Consider the following 17493-nt stretch of genomic DNA (forward strand, 5'->3'; position numbering starts at 1 on the left):
CTATAACAACTAGTAAATAGTTATTAGTACTACCTTTTTTTTTACCAATAACGTAGAACGAAATAAGTAAAGCAGAAGTGATTAAATAGAAGTAATAGCGTTGGTAAACACTTAGCATATTGGCTTTTCTACTATGAAAATAACAAAAACCCCCTGAAAAGGGGGTTAGTGTATTTGGTATTTATATCAACGGCCTTTTTTAAACGATGGCAAGGCCTCCATCTTTACGTTCTACGATGGTAATACCCAGTTCATCAAAGTCTGCTTCTTGTCCAGGCTTACCACAATAAGGAGGACAAAGAGATCCTCTGTTATAAGCCAGAATAGATGTACCATTCTTAGTTTGGGTATACACATTTTTATTTTCAATGCCTTCAGCACTTGTACGCTGCTTGGTGGCAACCATTACCAATGTTTGTCTGCCGCGGTATTCAGCTACTTCATAGTCCTGGCCATATACGCCAAAGAACATGCGACAACCATCTGCACCATGATCTTTTGCTTTCTGCAGAAAGTCTTCCAGTTCTTCAATGCTATACCATACGCTCAGGGAATCTTCTTTACCAAGCTTTTCTGAATTGGCAGCCCAACGCTCCTGCTTGTAGTTGCGGATTACGGTGTCTACATGCTTGGTGTCTACGAACTTTCCGGCTCTTACAGATTTTTTTTCGATTGTCAACATAGTTATTGGTTTTTGAGTGGGGATGAATTATTTGACACTGTGAAAGTAAGTGGCAGGGAAACACGAATTCATCCGTAACCAATTGTTGATCAATTAATTACAAATAATCTTTATTTATAAATAGAAAAATATCAGCTCAGAAGCTTAAAATTAGCTTAAATAATCCGTTTAACAACGGATTATTTTCCGTTAAGTACCGAAAAATTACCCGTTAAACAACGGGGTAAAAAACCGGGTATTTAACGGGGTAATTCCACCGCTAATGGATACATCAAAAAACCGTTAATAAAAGGTTGCCCATTTTTTCGCATTTCGTGCCGAGTCTTTGATATTAGCAGTGGTATTTATAATCAGCCTTTTTTAAAATCCAATGTCCGAGGGCAAATCAAGCCTCCCACGAAATTCCCCAATCTTTATTGGGGAATTTTTATTTTAGTACCAGCTCCCAATGAATGGCTCAAAAAAGACATTATGCCATTCACTAACCATGCTTTCTGGCCCAGATACCCATTATTACGTGTATTGCTGCCCTTAATTACCGGGATAGTAGTAGCCGAATTTTTACCGCTCTACCCTGCTGCCCTTACCTGGGTAATTGCCATGACTATACTTACACTCGCAGCGTGCCTGCCATGGAGTAAAATGCATAGGGTAGCAAGACTAAAATCATGGTTACTATTATGTATTTGGTTGCTTTCGGGAAGCATCATTCATCACTTGCAATACAAGTTACCTGCAGCAAAAGCATCCACAGCAGCCCAAGTTTCTTCAGACTTTTACATCGGCACTATTACAGAGGCAAGCCAAAAAAGAAAGAATAGCTATAGAGCAGTAGCCGAGCTCGGCTGGATGCGTCAGCATGCTAAATGGATTCCTATTTCGGGCAAAACATGGCTATACGCACCTAAGCAGGAAAAACATGTACTCAAGCCAGGTACTAAAATTCTCATTACTAAAAAACCAGCACTAATACCAAACAACGCAAATCCAGGGAGCTTCAATTTCAAAACATATAGTGAGCGACAACAGATTTATTACAGCATTTATCTAACAGATAAAGACTATCGCATTCTGCAAGAACCAAGTTCTAATTCATTTTCATTTTTACTGTATCAATGTCAACAATATGTGCTTCAACAATTGAATCATTACATCTCTTGTAAAGAATCACTTGGTATTGCACAAGCATTATTGATAGGCTACAGAGCTGAGCTTGATAGAGAAGTTTTGCAGGCCTATAGTGATACTGGCCTTGTACACATCATCGCTATCAGCGGCATGCACCTGGGCATGATTTATGGATTATGCGTCATACTCTTTGCATGGATGGATAAACTATACCTGCGATGGCTTAAAACAATGCTGATACTCTGCATTATTTGGGGATTCACCTTGATTACCGGTGCTGGGCCTTCGATAACAAGAGCCGCAGTCATGTTCTCATGTTTGCAACTAGGAAATTTACTCCAACGCAACACAGAACCATTCAACAATCTTGCAGCTGCAGCTCTCTTGCTATTGCTATACGATCCTGCGATGCTTTATGATATTGGCTTTCAACTTTCATTTGCTGCCGTATTAAGCATCATGCTCTTTTATCCGCGCATCTTTCGTTGGTTCTGGTGTAGGAACCATTTGATCAAATACCTGTGGTCGCTTATCGCTGTAACAATTTCAGCACAAATACTCACTACTCCGATTGCTATCTATCATTTTCATCAGTTCCCAAACTATTTCCTGTTTGCCAACTTGATGGCTATTCCGGTTTCAGGTATCATTCTATATGCTGAAATAGCACTAATCATGCTGGCAAAATGGCCAATCATTGCAACACCACTGGGCAACATGATTGATGTATCCATTCAATGGATGAACAGAATAACTGAACAAATTGCAATTTTACCTGGAGCACTTACAGAAAATATACAGCTATCCCTACCCATGCTTGTACTGATATACGGCGGAATTGCCTTCACTACAGTCTGGCTAATAGTTAAACAAGCTCGTTTCTTTGTTATGGCAATAGTCTGCTTTGGCAGTTTATCCATCAAGCAATCCATATCAACACATAATCGGAAGAAACAATTCCAATTGATTGTTTGTAATCTGCCTAAAACCGGCGTAGCCATTGTGACGGAGGGGACATATTTCGGACTAATCGGTGATAGCACAGTTTGGAAAGACCCTTTTTTGTATCAACAATATATCAAGCCTATTCGTACACATTTCCAAGTAATACCGGGTAAGCTCACATATACCAGATGGGAGCATAACCTATTGTCTTCCAGTAGGAAATCAGTTCTTTTCTTACATCAGGGTAAGCTGCAAAAGCCACCTGCCTCACCCAAACAGGTAGACGCTCTGATCATTACTGGTAACCCTAAACTCTATATCAAGGATATTGTACAGGTTTTCAATCCTGAAGTCATCGTCTTTGATAGTAGTAACCCACAATGGAAAATTAACTACTGGAAAAAAGACTGCGACAAACTACATTTGCGCCACCATTCGGTACCTGAAAAAGGTGCTTTTGTGATGGATCTCTAGCGTAGCAAGCCTCAAACACCCAGTCATGCAAAAAAAAATTCAGTCGGCCCTGATTTCTGTCTTCTATAAAGATGGATTGGCGCCCCTAGCCCAGGCATTACACAAACAGAACATTACCATTTATTCTACCGGTGGCACTCAGCAGTTTTTGGAACAGAATGGTATTCCTTGCGTGCCTGTGGAAAGTCTGACTACCTATCCATCCATTTTAGGTGGTCGTGTAAAGACACTGCACCCTGCCGTGTTTGGTGGCATTCTGGGCAGAAGATATGAAGCACAGGACCTGGCTGAGATGGCTCAATACAAGATACCTGAAATTGATTTGGTGATTGTTGACCTCTACCCCTTTGAAGAAACAGTCAAAAACACTTCTGAAGAAAAAGCCATCATCGAAAAAATAGATATTGGCGGTCCATCCATGATTCGCGCAGCAGCTAAAAACTTCAGAGATGTTGTTGTAGTTGCAGCGAAGGATGATTACGCGGCATTACAATCCTTGGTAGAAACGCAAAACGGTACCACTACAATTGAACAGCGCAAGCAATTTGCAGCCAAAGCTTTTGAAGTGGTGATGAATTATGATATCGCCATCAGTAATTACTTCAATCCACAAACTACCGTGCAACAAACCAGCGCACACAAGCAAGTATTGCGTTATGGCGAAAACCCACATCAGCAAGCGAGTTTCCACGGTAATTTGACAGAATTGTTTGCACAATTGAATGGCAAAGAACTCTCTTACAATAACCTGGTAGATGTAGATGCAGCTTTGCAGTTGATACAGGAATTTCCATCCACCAATGATGGCTTTGTATTTGCGATAATCAAGCACACTAATGTTTGTGGTACTGCTCAACGCAGCAGCGTAAAAGATAGCTGGGATGCTGCTTTAGCAGGTGATCCGGAAAGTGCATTTGGTGGTGTATTGGTTACAAATGGCACTGTTGATCTTGCTACTGCAGAAGCCATCAATGAAATCTTCTTTGAAGTATTGATTGCACCTGCATTTGAAGATGCTGCCTTACAAACATTGAAGAGCAAAAAGAACCGTATTCTCTTACAAACAACTGGTGCCAGCCATATTGCTAGCGTGCAAAGCAAGTCTTTGTTGAATGGCACCCTGGTACAGGATACCGATCAAGGTAATTTTACAGAATGGAAGGAAGTTGGTGGCAGAACCTGTACAGAAGCTGAAAAAGCTGATCTAAGCTTTGCCAACTTAATCTGTAAGCACCTTAAGAGTAATGCAATTGCCTTAATTAAGGATAAGCAACTGGTGGGTAAGGGATGCGGACAAACCAGCCGTATTGATTCGCTGCGCCAATCAATAGAAAAAGCAAAGCAATTCAATTTTGATTTGAACGGTGCTGTATTGGCATCTGATGCATTCTTCCCATTTGATGATTGCGTACGCATTGCACATAGTGCTGGTATTACCGCATTCATACAGCCGGGAGGATCTATCAGAGACAAAGACAGCATCGATTATTGTGTGAACAACGAACTGGCTATGGTGATTACTGGCATGCGTCATTTCAAACACTAAATAGATTGACCCAACCCAATACTACCAACCGACTCGCTTATTTCGCACTTGCAGCTACCAGCTTGCTCTGGGGCACCACTTGGGTGGCGATGAAATTTGGTGTATCTACTTTACCGCCTTTAGAACTGGCTAGCATTCGTCAATTCATTGGTGGCAGTTTATTTCTGGGTTTTTTCTTGTTGAAAGGGGAAGCTATTCCTGGCAAAAAGCAGTTAGTACAACTTTTCGTGCTTAGTATTTTCACTTTTGTACTTGCCAATGGGCTTAGCACCTGGAGTTTACAATACATTTCAAGCGGACTCGCAGCTTTGATTGGCGCATTGTACCCTCTATGCGTTGTATTGATCGAACATTTCTACTTCAAATCAAAGCAACTTAATCTGCTCTCTTTAGTAGGTATTGTTCTCGGTATTGCTGGTATCACATTGGTTTTCTATGAAAATGCATTTTCGAAACATCCGGAAGGTTATCTATTTGGCATCTGTCTTGCCTTGATTGCAATGTTGTCCTGGAGTATCAGCACCATCATGATTTCCAGACAAACCGTAAAAATCAATCCCTACTTCGGTATGGGCTGGCAGATGTTCTTTAGCTCATTCATGATTTTCGGATTATCGTTTATTCCTGGCGGACATATCCCACTGCTGGATATACCGGCTGTGTCATGGGCTGTCATAGCTTACCTGATTGGCGCTGGATCCATCTTCGCCATTATTGCCTTTATCTATACGATGAAACATCTGCATCCAGGTGTAGCTGCGCTCTATGCATATATTAATCCGATTGTAGCGATTGTGATTGGCAGCATCCTGCTTGATGAACATATCAGCTTGCAACTCATCATAGGTTCTTTGATAACCTTATTTGGCGTATATCTGGTAAATCGAAACCTCAAGAAATCTTAGCAGCTTCCATCAACAATTTTGCATAAGCCTGCCGATATCCTTCGAACAAAGGCGTTTTACATAAATAGTGCGGGTGAGTAACTATCGCATAATATCCATCCACAGCATATATCGCTTTTAGATAATGACAATATTCCTTGGCTGTTGCTACCGCTGATAATTGTAAATGAAAAATACAAGTCGTATCCATGCATGCAAAAGGAAAAATCTGCAAACTGGTGATCTGCTCATTTGCAATATCGTACCAATAAAAAGGCATGGCATAAGAAGCCCTGAAACCATTTGCCGTAGAATAACCCATGGAATAGTCAGCAATAATACCCAGCTCAATTAAACTTCGATAGGTTTCCGGGAAAGATAGCATGAGATAATGCTGGCGACTATGCTGAATAGTGCTGTTGAATGCAGTTGATAGAAATTGATATTCTTCAGTCAGAATACTTTTGCTATGATAAGCTTTAACTGAAGGATGAATACCTACTTGTGTTGCATCCAGTTTACTAAAATATTCAGCTAAAGCAATTCTGTTCACTTGCTTATCCAGCTTCGATCTTTGTCTCGAGGCCAAAATAAAATAATTTGGTTGCCATTTCTCTTGATGCATTTGCTTCAACCATTCTGTTTGATCAAATGGATCAGATGCATTTCCATTCCAAACCTGCCATTGCGCAGTGGATCTAGCCCAATCTGCACTGATCAAAGATTTGAATAGATTCAAGATTTGAATAGAAAAAGGCTTACCCTTATAGGCATAAGCAATATCTACATCATAAGTAGGCTGAAACTGAAACCGGCTTTGCTTAAGCGTTAATGCTGGAAAAGCTTGCTTCCACTGCAATAACCATTCATTGATCAATGGTCTTTGCAAAAAACCATTTTGACTTGCAATACTTGTATTGTGGGGAAAGCGTCCCAATGCATCCGGTGCAAATGGTAAATACTCTTCATATCTGCTCAACAAATAAAATGCTGCAGCGAAAATATCGAAGGGTAGATCACCATTTGTTTGAAAAAAAACAGGAAGCGCTTGCCAATTAGCAATCTTGATAGTCTGTGTGCGAATACCAGGTTCATGCAGTAAACCATGTGGTACTATTCGACAATCATCCACATCAAATAACTGATCAGAATAATTGATATGAAAACCTGAGTGCTGCTGATAAACAGCGACAGCATCTGTTATCACACATGCTTCACCCAGCAGAGTTTGCACCATGTAGCGCAACCGCTCGCTGATATGTGTGGCAAAGAGTATCAAGCTATTGTGACTGCTTTCTATTTCGCCAAAGCTGATTGAAAGTTTGCTGACTGAAATCTAATTCAGCACGATGGGTTGTCCAACCCTTGAATACCTTGTTCACTACCCAATTCTTTAACTGTCCATTACCCATATTCATCATCATCCTGTTCATGCTGGCAGCTTTCCATGCTTTCCATGCCACACGTTCAGCAATAGAACTATTTCCTTCTTGTACTGCCTCATATCTGTTATCAAGCAGAATCTCATGCAGGTTAATACGAACCGGGCAAACTTCTGTACAGTTACCGCAAAGACTAGATGCATAGCTCAAGTGCTGATAATCACTCATTGGCTTGAGATGCGGCGTAATCACTTTACCAATTGGACCACTATACGTAGTCTCATAACTATGCCCACCAATATTCTTGTAAACGGGACAAGCATTCAAGCATGCACCACAACGAATACAATAAAGCGCTTCTCTGGCCTGCGGCTTGGCCAATAAATTGGTTCTGCCATTGTCCAATAAAATCACATACATCTCTTCCGGACCATCTGTTTCGTTAGGTTGTCGAGGTCCAGCAACAATGGTATTGTACACCGTAACTTTTTGCCCGGTACCAAAAGTGGAAAGCAATGGCCAGAATAGTGATAAGTCCTGCAAGGAAGGAATCATCTTTTCAATACCAACCACCACGATATGTGTCTTTGGCCATGCACAACTTAAGCGAGCATTGCCTTCGTTCTCAGTGATTGCAATAGCGCCAATATCTGCAATCATGAAATTAGCGCCGGTAACACCAACTTCTGCCTGTACATATTTCTCACGTAATTTCTTTCTGGCTACTAAAGTCAGTTGCTCAGGCGTTGCCGCAGGATCAGTACCCAACTTTTGTGCAAACAAGCGAGCTACATCTTCCTTGCTTTTATGCATGGCAGGCGTTACAATATGATAGGGAGGTTCTCCATCTAATTGCTGAATATATTCGCCCAAATCAGTTTCAACACTTTCAATACCTGCAGCTTCCAAATAATCGTTGAGGTGAATTTCCTCAGTCACCATGCTCTTGCTCTTCACCAGGGTCTTGCATTGCTTTTCTGCGCAGATTCTGCCGATATGCTCTTGGGCTTCTTCAGCTGTTTCAGCCCAAAGCACTTTTGCGCCACGCTTTGTGATTTGTTCTTCAAACTGCAAGAGGTATTTATCCAGATGCTCTATTGCTTCCCACTTAATATTTTTAGCCTGCTCGCGTGCCGCCATTACATCTGTAAACTGTTGTTTACCCAAAGGCACGGTAGCATTGTACTTACCGATATTAAAATTGATCTTTCGGCGATGCTCCAGACCTGGTGCTTTGATAGTACTCTTGGCAATGAATGATGCTGCTGTGGATCGCATGGATTTATTTTTTCATGTGCGCTGCAGTAGCGGATAAAGTATCGTAAAACTCCTGACCATATTTTCTGATCAGGGCATCTTTCAAAAACTGATATACGGGTACTTTCAATTTAGTGCCCAGTTTACATGCTGCCTTACACAAATCTTCCCGGGGCTCATAGTTCACATACTCCATATCGGGATCAAGCTCGCTTTTCGAAATCTTTATTGGAAACAAATGACAGCTGATGGGTTTTTTCCAATCAAGCTTACCCTCATTGTATGCCTGTTCTACTGCGCACAAAATGGTACCAGAAGCGTCTTTTTTTCCATATACACAAATCCCGCCATTAATGGTTGGTGTTACCCAGCCAAAATCACTATCATATACATATTTACCCTGCTTGGCTACTTCTGCAATCCCTGCTTTGGTCATGTATGGCTGAATAGTGGCGTAAAATTCATCCAACTTTTTCTTCTCCCAATCTTCCAATGGCGCACCGGCATCGCCGTCTTCGCAGCAACCGCCTTTACACTTGGCAAGGTCGCAGACAAACTGCTCTTCTACCACTTCATCACTGATCAGTTTATTATCAATTGCTATCATATTACCGGATTCTCACGAAGATACAAGCAAAGCAGGCGCTGAGCGCAGTCTGTGCAAACAAAAGATTAACAACTGGCCTTGTAACATACACAGGCATTTTGCGTACAACTATTGACTGAATGCCCCTTGGGGTTGATCAGTGTTTGCCTTAGCCATCCTGTGTTTACAGGGTGGCTTATTGTTTCCAGCGAAAGGTTTGGATCAGGTGTTTCATCTCAGCCTGCAGAAATGCATTGACCGGCTTTAAAGAATCTTCGTTGGGTGTGGCATCAAAATAGAGTGCTCCTCTTAAGAAATGACGTGTAGAGTCTGTCAGAAAAAATTGATGCGCAGTAGCTACATCGCCACTAACTTTAAAATAGACACCGGGTACACCTGCCGGATTACGCATCAGTGAATCCTCAATAGAATAGGCTTTAAGGTTATGCTTATTCGTCATCACAAAAGCATCATTCACCAGTTTATTGAGTTGGTTATTGCCAATGGCTTTGTAGCTAATGTGGATCTTACCACCAAACTGCGGAAAATCAATATTGATCCACCAAGGATTTTCTGTGGCTTCGCCGAAAAATGAAGTGTCGCGCACTACTCTAGCATATACAGGATACTCAAAGCTGTATGGGAATCCTGCTTCATTAAAAACCTGATAAGATCGTTTTGGAAAATCAATTGCATAATAACCTCTTGGCCTGGGTGTGTAACTGCTGTTACAAGCCATTAAGAAAAGGATACCAATCATCAGTACGCGCATGCGCAAATCTATGCTCATGATTCGGCTTGACGTTGTATAGAAACCTTAATTTTTTGGATGCGGTTTTTCTCCACCTCCAATACAGTAAACTCAAAATCGCCACTCGGTATAATGGCCCCTTGCACAGGTATCTCACCGGCAAGTTCCAGTACCAGTCCGGCAATGGAATCACTTTCACCTTTCACGCCATCAAAAGTATCCAGCGGCAATTCCATGATTTTGCAAACATCATAGATCATGCAACGGCCTTCAAAAATGAAATTGGTTTCATCTATTTTTTTATAGCCCAACTCTTCCTCATCGAATTCATCGCGGATATCGCCAATGATTTCTTCCAAAATATCTTCAAGTGTAACAATACCACTTGTGCCACCAAATTCATCCACAACAACAGCAAAATGGATACGCTTCAACTGGAAATCTTTGAGCAGATCTTCAATCATTTTCTGTTCATGTACAAAATAAGGCTGACGCATGAGTTGGTGCCAATCGAAGTCGGCGGACTCTTCCAGAAAGGGCAGGAGATCTTTTGTATGAATAATACCAACTACTTCATCCAGGTCTTCCTTGTAAACAGGTAGTCTGCTGTAGTTCAGCTCTGCTACAGCTTTCACAAGTTGCTCAAAAGAACAATCGTATTCTACTCCATGCACATCCAGTCTGGCGCGCATAATTTGTTTTACGGTGATATTCCCAAACTTTACAATGCCTTTAAGGATATTCTTTTCCTTTTCAGATGCCGCATTCTCACTGGTAATGTCTATCGCATGATCAAGCTCTTCCAAACTATAGCTTGCACTACGTTTGTCTGCCAGTTTTTTCTCAATGATATCTGAATATTTTACCAGCCATCTGCTCATGCCTGCTGTTGCATAAGCGATTACCTGTACAATACCGCCGAAGTCTTTAGCAAAGCGAATATTGTTTTGTGTTGCAAGCACTTTGGGCATTACTTCACCAAACAGTACCAACATAAAAGTTACTGAGAGTACTTTGATCAGAAACTCTACCCAGGCGGCGTTGAATTGTTCAAACTCAATAACATTATCAATCAAGACATTGGAAATAATGATGATGCCTACATTCACAAAACTGTTCGCAATCAGCAGTGATGCGAGCAGGGTTTTAGGTGCTTCCAGCAAATCCACAATTCTGCGCAGCGCAGGCTGTTCTTTTGTTTTCAGCAGGTTAATGTCTTTATACGTGAGCGAGAAGAAAGCTACTTCAGACCCAGACAAAACAAAGGAGAGAAATAACAGCACAAATAGCAAGAGTACCAGCATGGTGGTACCCTGTGTATCGATAGCTACATACAGCAGCTGTGACAAATAATTTGATGTAATAACCGAGTGATCGTCCAAAGTCCAGGTGTTAGATGAAAAATCCGGATACAAAAATACAGATGTACCCTATTCTAGAAAGGCAGGCTTTCTCCTGCATCACCTAAAGGTGGTGCATCATCTCCGGTATAGCCGTCCATACCTTCGCCGCCAGCACCGTGATGACCGCCATCGCCTCTTTTATCAAGCATAATCAGGTTATCCCCTACCACTTCAGTGGCAAATTTTTTATTGCCTTCCTTATCATCCCAGCTTCTGGTGCGTAAACGTCCCTCCACATAAATCAGGCTGCCTTTGTGCAGGTATTTTTGTGCCAGTTCTGCCAGGCCTCTCCAAAGGACTACAGTATGCCATTCTGTTTGTGAAACAAGTTTACCGGAACGATCCTTGTAGGTTTCTGTTGTAGCCAGGGGAAATTTGGCTACAGCAATATTACCCTCCAGGTGTTGTACATCAGGATCTTTACCCAGATTGCCAATCAACATAACTCGGTTAACGCCTCTCATAAAATTGGTTTTTAGACCACAGATGAATTTGTCGTTCTTAAAATTAGCCTTTTTTAATCATCTGTACAATCTGCCTGAAAACTTCCTGTTTTAAGGAAAAAGCAGCTTTTCGCGATTGTCGAGATACTGTGTAATGAATTTGGGGAAACTGAGTTTACGAAGGTTTTTTACCGTATGCCAGGCATGCTGTTCCAGTTTTTTGGGAATATGCTTCAAGCAAAGATGAATAAACTGACCCCTGATTTCCTGATGCGTTAATAATTGGCGCTGTTCGGCTGAAATGCTGACTATCTCAGCCTTCTGAATACTGAGTTGTTCTTTCAGCAAAGATTGAATGGCTTCGTCAGACAATGTCTGGGCCGACTCACTTTCAATCAACATAAACTCATACAAGTTTTCCCAAATATCACCAGCACCGCGTTTATTCACCATCCATTTACCATCGGCTTCCAAAATGAAGTAATAAAACCACCTGCGCTTCTTCTGTAATTTTTTCTCTTTTACGGGTAATTGGTTTACAGTACCTGTTGCATAAGCACTGCAGTGTTTATGTAAAGGACAGCTTTGGCAAACCGGCAAAAAGGGTTTGCAAACTGTAGCTCCAAGATCCATAATGGCCTGGTTATAGAGTCCGGGCTGCTTGCGGTCTAATTGCAGGTTAGCCAATTCTGTGAATGCCTGCTTACCTGCTGTACTATCGATAGGTGTATTAATGCCGAAGACTCTGGACAAAACCCTGAATACATTACCATCCACTACCGCATGTGGCTGATTGAATACAAATGAAGCAATGGCTGCGGCTGTATAGGGACCAACCCCTTTCAAGCGTAGTAAATCGTCGTAATTGTCTGGGAATCTGCCCTTTAACTCATTTTGAATAAATCTAGCCGTAAAAAGTAGGTTTTTGCATCGGCTGTAATAGCCCAAACCCTCCCAAAGTTTAAACACATCTTCGTCTTTGGCTTTGGCTAATTTGGCAAGGGTTGGATACTTTTTAATAAACCGGAGGTAATAATCCAGCCCCTGCTCTACCCTGGTTTGCTGAAGGATTACCTCGCTGAGCCAGACTTTATAAGGGTCTGTTTCTCCTTTCCAGGGCATTTCACGCCGATTTTCGTTTTGATGCCAGTCCAATAAAGCGGGGGCGATTCTTTTCTTCATGGGGTAAGATAGACCTGCAATTAACAACTACCGGCTTAAAGCTTGTTGAAATATGTGGTAAATTTTTTACACAAAAAAGGGGGGATTGAGCGGAAATACTTTCTGAAGGGGCTAACAATCAACCACTAACATTTAAAATAATTTGCCCATTTTATTTGCTTTTTTCAAACTATTTGTTTTATTTTAAGTTGTATCCTGATCAGATACAGTAAACAAAAAAACCCTACTATGCGCAAGTCGGATCTCATCAATCAAATCTCTGACAAAACGGGTATTCCGAAAGTTGATGTGCTTGTGACGCTGGAAACCATGTTCAAAGAGGTAAAGGAAAGTCTCGCAAACGGCCAGAATATCTACATCAGGGGCTTTGGCAGCTTTATAACCAAGAAGCGCGCAGCCAAAATCGGTCGTAATATCAAGAAGAATATTGCGGTTGAAATTCCAGAACATTTCATTCCTGCTTTCAAGCCTGCAAAAGAATTTGTCAGCGAAGTGAAAAACAAACGCCGTAGCGAATAATTTTGCGCAAACGGCAAAAGTGAAAAAACAACAATACTTTCTGGTTGGTGGCGGATTCTTATTATTAATCCTGCTCTATTTCTTTGGCAATACTGTACCGCCCGCCAAAAGAGGTAAAACACCGGCTCAATCAGCACAACATACTGATAATCACAACTTAACTGATGAAACAATCCTTGCTGAATACAAGAAAGGGTTGAGTCCATCTCAGTCAATCGCTATTACCCAGCTGGAGAATGAAGTGAAGCGGGGCGATGTAAAAGACCAGCAAATACATACTTATCATCAATTAGCGCGCTTTTGGTCTGATTCCGTAAAAGCATTTGAGCCCTATGCCATCTATACTGGATCTGCTGCTAAGTTGGAAAATTCTGAAAAAAGCCTCACCTTTGCCGCCCGTCTGTATTTAGATAGGCTAATGACAGCGGGTAATCCGGCACTTCAGCAATGGCTTGCCGGCAATGCCAAAGAGTTATTTGAAAAAGCACTAAGCATCAATCCTGCGAATGATTCCAGCAAGATTGGATTGGGTGCCTGCTATATTCTGGGCAATATTTCTTCCAACCCGATGGAGGGAATTTTACCAATCAGACAGATAGTAGAGAAGAACCCAAATAATGCTTACGGACAGATGATTCTTGGTCTGGGTGGTAAGATCAGCGGACAGTACGATAAAGCTATCGAGCGTTTTTTGATAGTTACCAAACTGGAACCCAATAATCTGGATGCCATTTTCAATCTTGCCGAAGTTTATGAACTGAAGGGAGAAAAGAAAACAGCAGCCGATTGGTATGAAAAAGCCAAGCAAAAGATTGATTATGCGGAAATCAGACAAGAGCTGGATAAACGCATCATCGAACTGAGAAAATAAACCTTATTGTTTAACTGATTAAAAGCACAGCGTATGCCTTGCGGTAAAAAGAGAAAGCGTCATAAGATCGCTACGCACAAGCGTAAAAAGCGTCTGAGAAAGAATCGCCATAAGAAGAAGAATAAGTAATTCACTACTTATCTGAACCTTATATAAGTCTTGCCCCTGCGCTTGCAGGGGCATCACCATTATCTGACGGTTGGCCACACTCCTCTTCCTTTCTGTAACTTCCTTTCCCTTCCTCGTGGCTACTGTAAAACGGTAATAGTGTTGTGTGCGAGCTCCTGCGTTAGCGGGCTCTGTGTTTTATATTAAAAAGTTACAGAACTCTGTGAATAAAGAATTAATCATCAATGCTGCTCCAGGCGGAGTGGAAATAGCATTGCTAGAAGAAAAAAAGCTCATGGAGCTGCATCATGAAAAAGCTGATGCAAGTTTTGCTGTGGGCGATCTTTACCTGGGTAAGGTGAAGAAACTCATTCCCGGTCTGAATGCCGCATTTGTAGATGTTGGTTTTGAAAAAGATGCATTCCTGCATTATACAGACTTGAGTCCGTTTGCTAGATCTATCATCAAATTCACACAGCATGCCATGAATGACCATGATGGCAGCTTTGATTTTGCGAAGTTTCAATCTGAACCCGAAATCGTTAAAACAGGTAAGATCAACGAAGTACTGAATGGCAAACCCAATATTCTCGTTCAAATTTTAAAGGAACCAATTGCAGCAAAAGGACCAAGGCTTAGTTGCGAATTGTCTTTGCCTGGAAGATTTGTGGTACTTACACCATTCAATGAGGTGGTAGCAGTTTCTAAGAAGATACATTCTTCAGAAGAAAGAAAGCGTTTGCATAAGATTGTAGAAGCCATCAGGCCTAAGAATTTTGGTGTAATTGTTCGTACTGCAGCAGAAGGCAAGAGTACTGCTGAGCTCCATCAGGATTTACTGACGCTGGCTGAAACCTGGAAGAATATTCAGGCAAATCTTTCCGGTGCAGAAGCACCTGCTAAGATTATGAGCGAGCAGGATAAGACAACCAGCATTCTGCGCGATTTACTGAATGATGATTTCAACCGCATTGTTGTAAACGACAAGAATCTCTACAACGATACGCGCAGTTACGTACAAAAGATATTCCCTGATAAAACAGATATCGTTACCCTGCACAACAATGCACAGCCATTGTTTGATCAATATGGTATTACCAAGCAGGTAAAATCTTCTTTCGGAAAAACGGTGAATCTGCCCAGTGGTGCTTACTTAATTATTGAGCATACGGAAGCTTTGCACGTTATTGATGTAAACAGCGGGTATAAAAGTATCAGTAATAATCAGGAAGAGAATGCGCTGGAAACCAATATGGAAGCGGCTGCGGAGATTGCACGTCAGTTGAGACTCAGAGATATTGGCGGTATCATCGTAGTTGATTTCATTGATATGAAGCTACCTGAGAACAAGCGTAAGCTGCAGGAAGCGATGGAAGGTTTTATGCGTGGCGATCGTGCTAAACATGCGGTACTACCGGTATCAAAGTTTGGTTTGATGCAAATCACAAGACAGCGCATGAAGCCGGAAATGAATATCAATACGGCTGAAGTATGTCCGGTTTGTAATGGCACTGGTAAAATAAGCTCTACTTTGCTGCTGGAAGACGAAATTGAAAAGCGACTGCATTATCTGCTCACGCATTCACATAAGAAATTGACATTAGCTGTCAACCCAATTGTGTATTCGCATCTAACAAAAGGTATTTTCACCTCTATTCTGAAAAAGTGGAAGCGCAAGTATGGTGCTAAACAATTGAAAGCAGTAGCGAACAATAATTATCACCTCATTGAATTTCATTTCTTTGATGAGCATGAGGAAGAAATTAAGTTCTAAAAAGATCACCCAACTAAAAAGCCATCCTTTTCAGGATGGCTTTTTCATTTGCAGTGTATACTCAATTAGTAGTTAGGGTTCTGTGCAATATTAGGATTGGCTCTAACCTCTACTTCAGGAATAGGCCATACCCAACGGTGGCTGCTACTTGGCAGAGAAGTTTGTACTTGCGCGTTAGGGTTACCAGTACCTGTAAGTGGTCTGTTCACCACACGTGTTGTACGCTTCAGATCGAACCAACGCTGACCTTCAAAGCACATCTCTCTTCTACGCTCAGCAGCAATCTCATTTACCAATGCTGCGCCAGTTAATGTTTGGTTTACCCAGCCACTGATACGAGCAGCTTTCAATGCATTCAGGTCTGCATTAGCAGCAGTTTCCTGACTTGGACTTGACAGAGCTTGTGCTTCTGCACGAATCAGGTACATTTCAGCAACGCGGAAAACTTTGAAGTTTACCAAGTTGTCTGCAGAAGTACCCTTACCGCGCCATTTGCTAATAGCCCAGTTATTAGCACCACCCAATGTATTTCTCAGGTAGAAATAGCTGGTGAAGCGAATATCACGACCAGTACCAGTAGCACCAAATCCTGTTGTATCATAAGTAGCAATCAATGCAGGCAATACACCAAATGTATTTCTGTTAAAGCGGAAGCTCATCAGTTCAGCACTTGGAAATGGACTACCTGGATCACCACTGTTATTGTTGATTGCCCAGATTACTTCAGCACTGTTAGCATCGTTCCAAATACCGGGGAACTGCGCTCTAGTTGCTAAAGGAAACTGATTAATCACTGCTGTAGCAGCTGTGATAGCAGTAGGATAATCTTTAGCATACAAAGCTACTCTTGCCAGTGCAGCTCTTGCACCCCAGATATCCAATCCACCTTTATTGGTAGCAGAGTTAATGCTAACGTCTGTATTACCCAATAAAGTAATTGCCTGATTCAGGTCGTTATAGATAGCATCATACACTTCTTTCACTGTATTTCTTGCAGGGAAAGTAATCTTGGTATCTGTTTTCACGGGAATACCAGGAGCTGTGCTATTACGATCGATGTTACCAGCATAAGCTTTCAGCAGATCGAAGTGAGCAATCGCTCTTGCAGCCAAAGCCTGTCCGAGGATTCTGTTGTGGTAACGCTCGTTGTCATTCTTGAAAGCACCAATACCATTGATGATATAGTTAGCCTGCAGAATGGTATTGTATGGCTGACGCCACATACTGGTGAAGAATGTGCGCTGACGGTCAGCTGCATCATACTGCCAGTTGTGTACCTGGTTGAAGTTCACCAGTGACTCTGTTGTTTCATAACAGTCGTCAGTAAGGATATCCGTTACCATGGTATAACCATTGTGGTAATCGGCAGAAGCAAATGCGCCGTAAACACCTGATAACTGACGCTCGAAAGAAGCGAGATCAGTAAACGCGTTGGTAGGTGTAAGTCCGAATGGGTTCTTTAACTCCAGGTTTTTTGAGCAAGCGCCCAGACCTAAAGCAGTTGCCAGAACTACTACCAGTTTGAAACTATTGTATTTCATAATCAATTTCTTTATTA

General features: G+C 41.7%; 15 protein-coding genes. 6 read left to right on the top strand and 9 right to left on the bottom strand.

Annotated elements, in window-relative coordinates; genetic code table 11:
* Positions 1–199: 199 nt before the first annotated feature.
* Positions 200–682, bottom strand: coding sequence for a hypothetical protein (locus tag J0L83_08800; protein MBN8664658.1), 483 nt, complete (start codon positions 680–682; stop codon positions 200–202).
* Positions 683–1153: 471 nt separating this feature from the next.
* Between J0L83_08800 and J0L83_08805 the strand changes: the two genes are divergently transcribed.
* Genes J0L83_08805 through J0L83_08815 form a run of 3 tightly spaced genes read left to right on the top strand, consistent with a single transcriptional unit; the run spans position 1154 to position 5680 of the window.
* Positions 1154–3229 carry a ComEC family competence protein gene (locus J0L83_08805; GenBank protein MBN8664659.1) on the top strand — a complete coding sequence of 692 codons (2076 nt, stop codon included), beginning with the start codon at positions 1154–1156 and terminating at the stop codon, positions 3227–3229.
* A gap of 25 nt (positions 3230–3254) precedes the next feature.
* Positions 3255–4775: a bifunctional phosphoribosylaminoimidazolecarboxamide formyltransferase/IMP cyclohydrolase gene (gene purH, locus J0L83_08810; GenBank protein ID MBN8664660.1), complete on the top strand. Its 1521-nt coding sequence runs from the start codon at positions 3255–3257 to the stop codon at positions 4773–4775.
* A gap of 5 nt (positions 4776–4780) precedes the next feature.
* Entirely contained in the window at positions 4781–5680 is a 900-nt protein-coding gene (locus J0L83_08815) for an EamA family transporter (GenBank protein ID MBN8664661.1), read from the top strand.
* On the opposite strand, the gene J0L83_08820 is transcribed toward J0L83_08815, so the two are convergent.
* The 7 genes from J0L83_08820 to mutY all read right to left on the bottom strand — a co-directional run bounded on the left by J0L83_08820 (position 5667) and on the right by mutY (position 12663).
* Entirely contained in the window at positions 5667–6896 is a 1230-nt protein-coding gene (locus J0L83_08820; protein MBN8664662.1) for a hypothetical protein, read from the bottom strand. The two genes, J0L83_08815 and J0L83_08820, sit on opposite strands and share 14 nt — an antisense overlap.
* A 43-nt stretch (positions 6897–6939) precedes the next feature.
* Complete coding sequence (locus J0L83_08825) at positions 6940–8319, bottom strand: iron-sulfur cluster-binding protein (protein ID MBN8664663.1); 1380 nt, start codon at positions 8317–8319, stop codon at positions 6940–6942.
* A gap of 4 nt (positions 8320–8323) precedes the next feature.
* Positions 8324–8905 carry a DUF3109 family protein gene (locus J0L83_08830; protein MBN8664664.1) on the bottom strand — a complete coding sequence of 194 codons (582 nt, stop codon included), beginning with the start codon at positions 8903–8905 and terminating at the stop codon, positions 8324–8326.
* A gap of 175 nt (positions 8906–9080) precedes the next feature.
* Entirely contained in the window at positions 9081–9674 is a 594-nt protein-coding gene (locus tag J0L83_08835; protein ID MBN8664665.1) for a hypothetical protein, read from the bottom strand.
* Positions 9671–10939 (bottom strand): gliding motility-associated protein GldE, encoded by a 1269-nt coding sequence (gene gldE, locus J0L83_08840; protein ID MBN8664666.1) that lies wholly within the window; start codon positions 10937–10939, stop codon positions 9671–9673. The genes J0L83_08835 and gldE overlap by 4 nt, the downstream gene beginning before the upstream one ends.
* 131 nt (positions 10940–11070) lie before the next feature.
* Positions 11071–11502: a single-stranded DNA-binding protein gene (ssb, locus tag J0L83_08845; GenBank protein ID MBN8664667.1), complete on the bottom strand. Its 432-nt coding sequence runs from the start codon at positions 11500–11502 to the stop codon at positions 11071–11073.
* 90 nt (positions 11503–11592) lie between these two features.
* On the bottom strand, positions 11593–12663 hold the full coding sequence (gene mutY, locus J0L83_08850; protein ID MBN8664668.1) for an A/G-specific adenine glycosylase: 1071 nt from the start codon (positions 12661–12663) through the stop codon (positions 11593–11595).
* Between the two features lie 228 nt (positions 12664–12891).
* Here mutY and J0L83_08855 point away from each other — a divergent pair, with 228 nt between their 5' ends.
* The 3 genes from J0L83_08855 to J0L83_08865 all read left to right on the top strand — a co-directional run bounded on the left by J0L83_08855 (position 12892) and on the right by J0L83_08865 (position 15935).
* Positions 12892–13182, top strand: a complete 291-nt coding sequence (locus tag J0L83_08855) for an integration host factor subunit beta (protein ID MBN8664669.1) — start codon at positions 12892–12894, stop codon at positions 13180–13182.
* Between the two features lie 40 nt (positions 13183–13222).
* On the top strand, positions 13223–14053 hold the full coding sequence (locus J0L83_08860; protein ID MBN8664670.1) for a hypothetical protein: 831 nt from the start codon (positions 13223–13225) through the stop codon (positions 14051–14053).
* 331 nt (positions 14054–14384) lie between these two features.
* Positions 14385–15935: an Rne/Rng family ribonuclease gene (locus J0L83_08865; protein MBN8664671.1), complete on the top strand. Its 1551-nt coding sequence runs from the start codon at positions 14385–14387 to the stop codon at positions 15933–15935.
* A 65-nt stretch (positions 15936–16000) separates the two neighbouring features.
* On the opposite strand, the gene J0L83_08870 is transcribed toward J0L83_08865, so the two are convergent.
* Positions 16001–17476 carry a RagB/SusD family nutrient uptake outer membrane protein gene (locus J0L83_08870; GenBank protein ID MBN8664672.1) on the bottom strand — a complete coding sequence of 492 codons (1476 nt, stop codon included), beginning with the start codon at positions 17474–17476 and terminating at the stop codon, positions 16001–16003.
* Positions 17477–17493 lie beyond the last annotated feature (17 nt).

Source organism: Chitinophagales bacterium (assembly GCA_017303835.1).
Taxonomy (GTDB): Bacteria; Bacteroidota; Bacteroidia; order Chitinophagales; family Chitinophagaceae; genus JAFLBI01.

Excerpts from the sequence above, each read along its gene's own strand:
- J0L83_08870 (MBN8664672.1), bottom strand. The coding sequence starts at position 17,476 with ATGAAATACAATAGTTTCAAACTGGTAGTAGTTCTGGCAACTGCTTTA.
- purH (MBN8664660.1), top strand. The coding sequence starts at position 3,255 with ATGCAAAAAAAAATTCAGTCGGCCCTGATTTCTGTCTTCTATAAAGAT.
- J0L83_08825 (MBN8664663.1), bottom strand. The coding sequence starts at position 8,319 with ATGCGATCCACAGCAGCATCATTCATTGCCAAGAGTACTATCAAAGCA.
- J0L83_08820 (MBN8664662.1), bottom strand. The coding sequence starts at position 6,896 with ATGGTGCAAACTCTGCTGGGTGAAGCATGTGTGATAACAGATGCTGTC.
- mutY (MBN8664668.1), bottom strand. The coding sequence starts at position 12,663 with ATGAAGAAAAGAATCGCCCCCGCTTTATTGGACTGGCATCAAAACGAA.
- J0L83_08830 (MBN8664664.1), bottom strand. The coding sequence starts at position 8,905 with ATGATAGCAATTGATAATAAACTGATCAGTGATGAAGTGGTAGAAGAG.
- ssb (MBN8664667.1), bottom strand. The coding sequence starts at position 11,502 with ATGAGAGGCGTTAACCGAGTTATGTTGATTGGCAATCTGGGTAAAGAT.
- J0L83_08800 (MBN8664658.1), bottom strand. The coding sequence starts at position 682 with ATGTTGACAATCGAAAAAAAATCTGTAAGAGCCGGAAAGTTCGTAGAC.
- J0L83_08805 (MBN8664659.1), top strand. The coding sequence starts at position 1,154 with ATGCCATTCACTAACCATGCTTTCTGGCCCAGATACCCATTATTACGT.
- gldE (MBN8664666.1), bottom strand. The coding sequence starts at position 10,939 with ATGCTGGTACTCTTGCTATTTGTGCTGTTATTTCTCTCCTTTGTTTTG.
- J0L83_08835 (MBN8664665.1), bottom strand. The coding sequence starts at position 9,674 with ATGAGCATAGATTTGCGCATGCGCGTACTGATGATTGGTATCCTTTTC.
- J0L83_08855 (MBN8664669.1), top strand. The coding sequence starts at position 12,892 with ATGCGCAAGTCGGATCTCATCAATCAAATCTCTGACAAAACGGGTATT.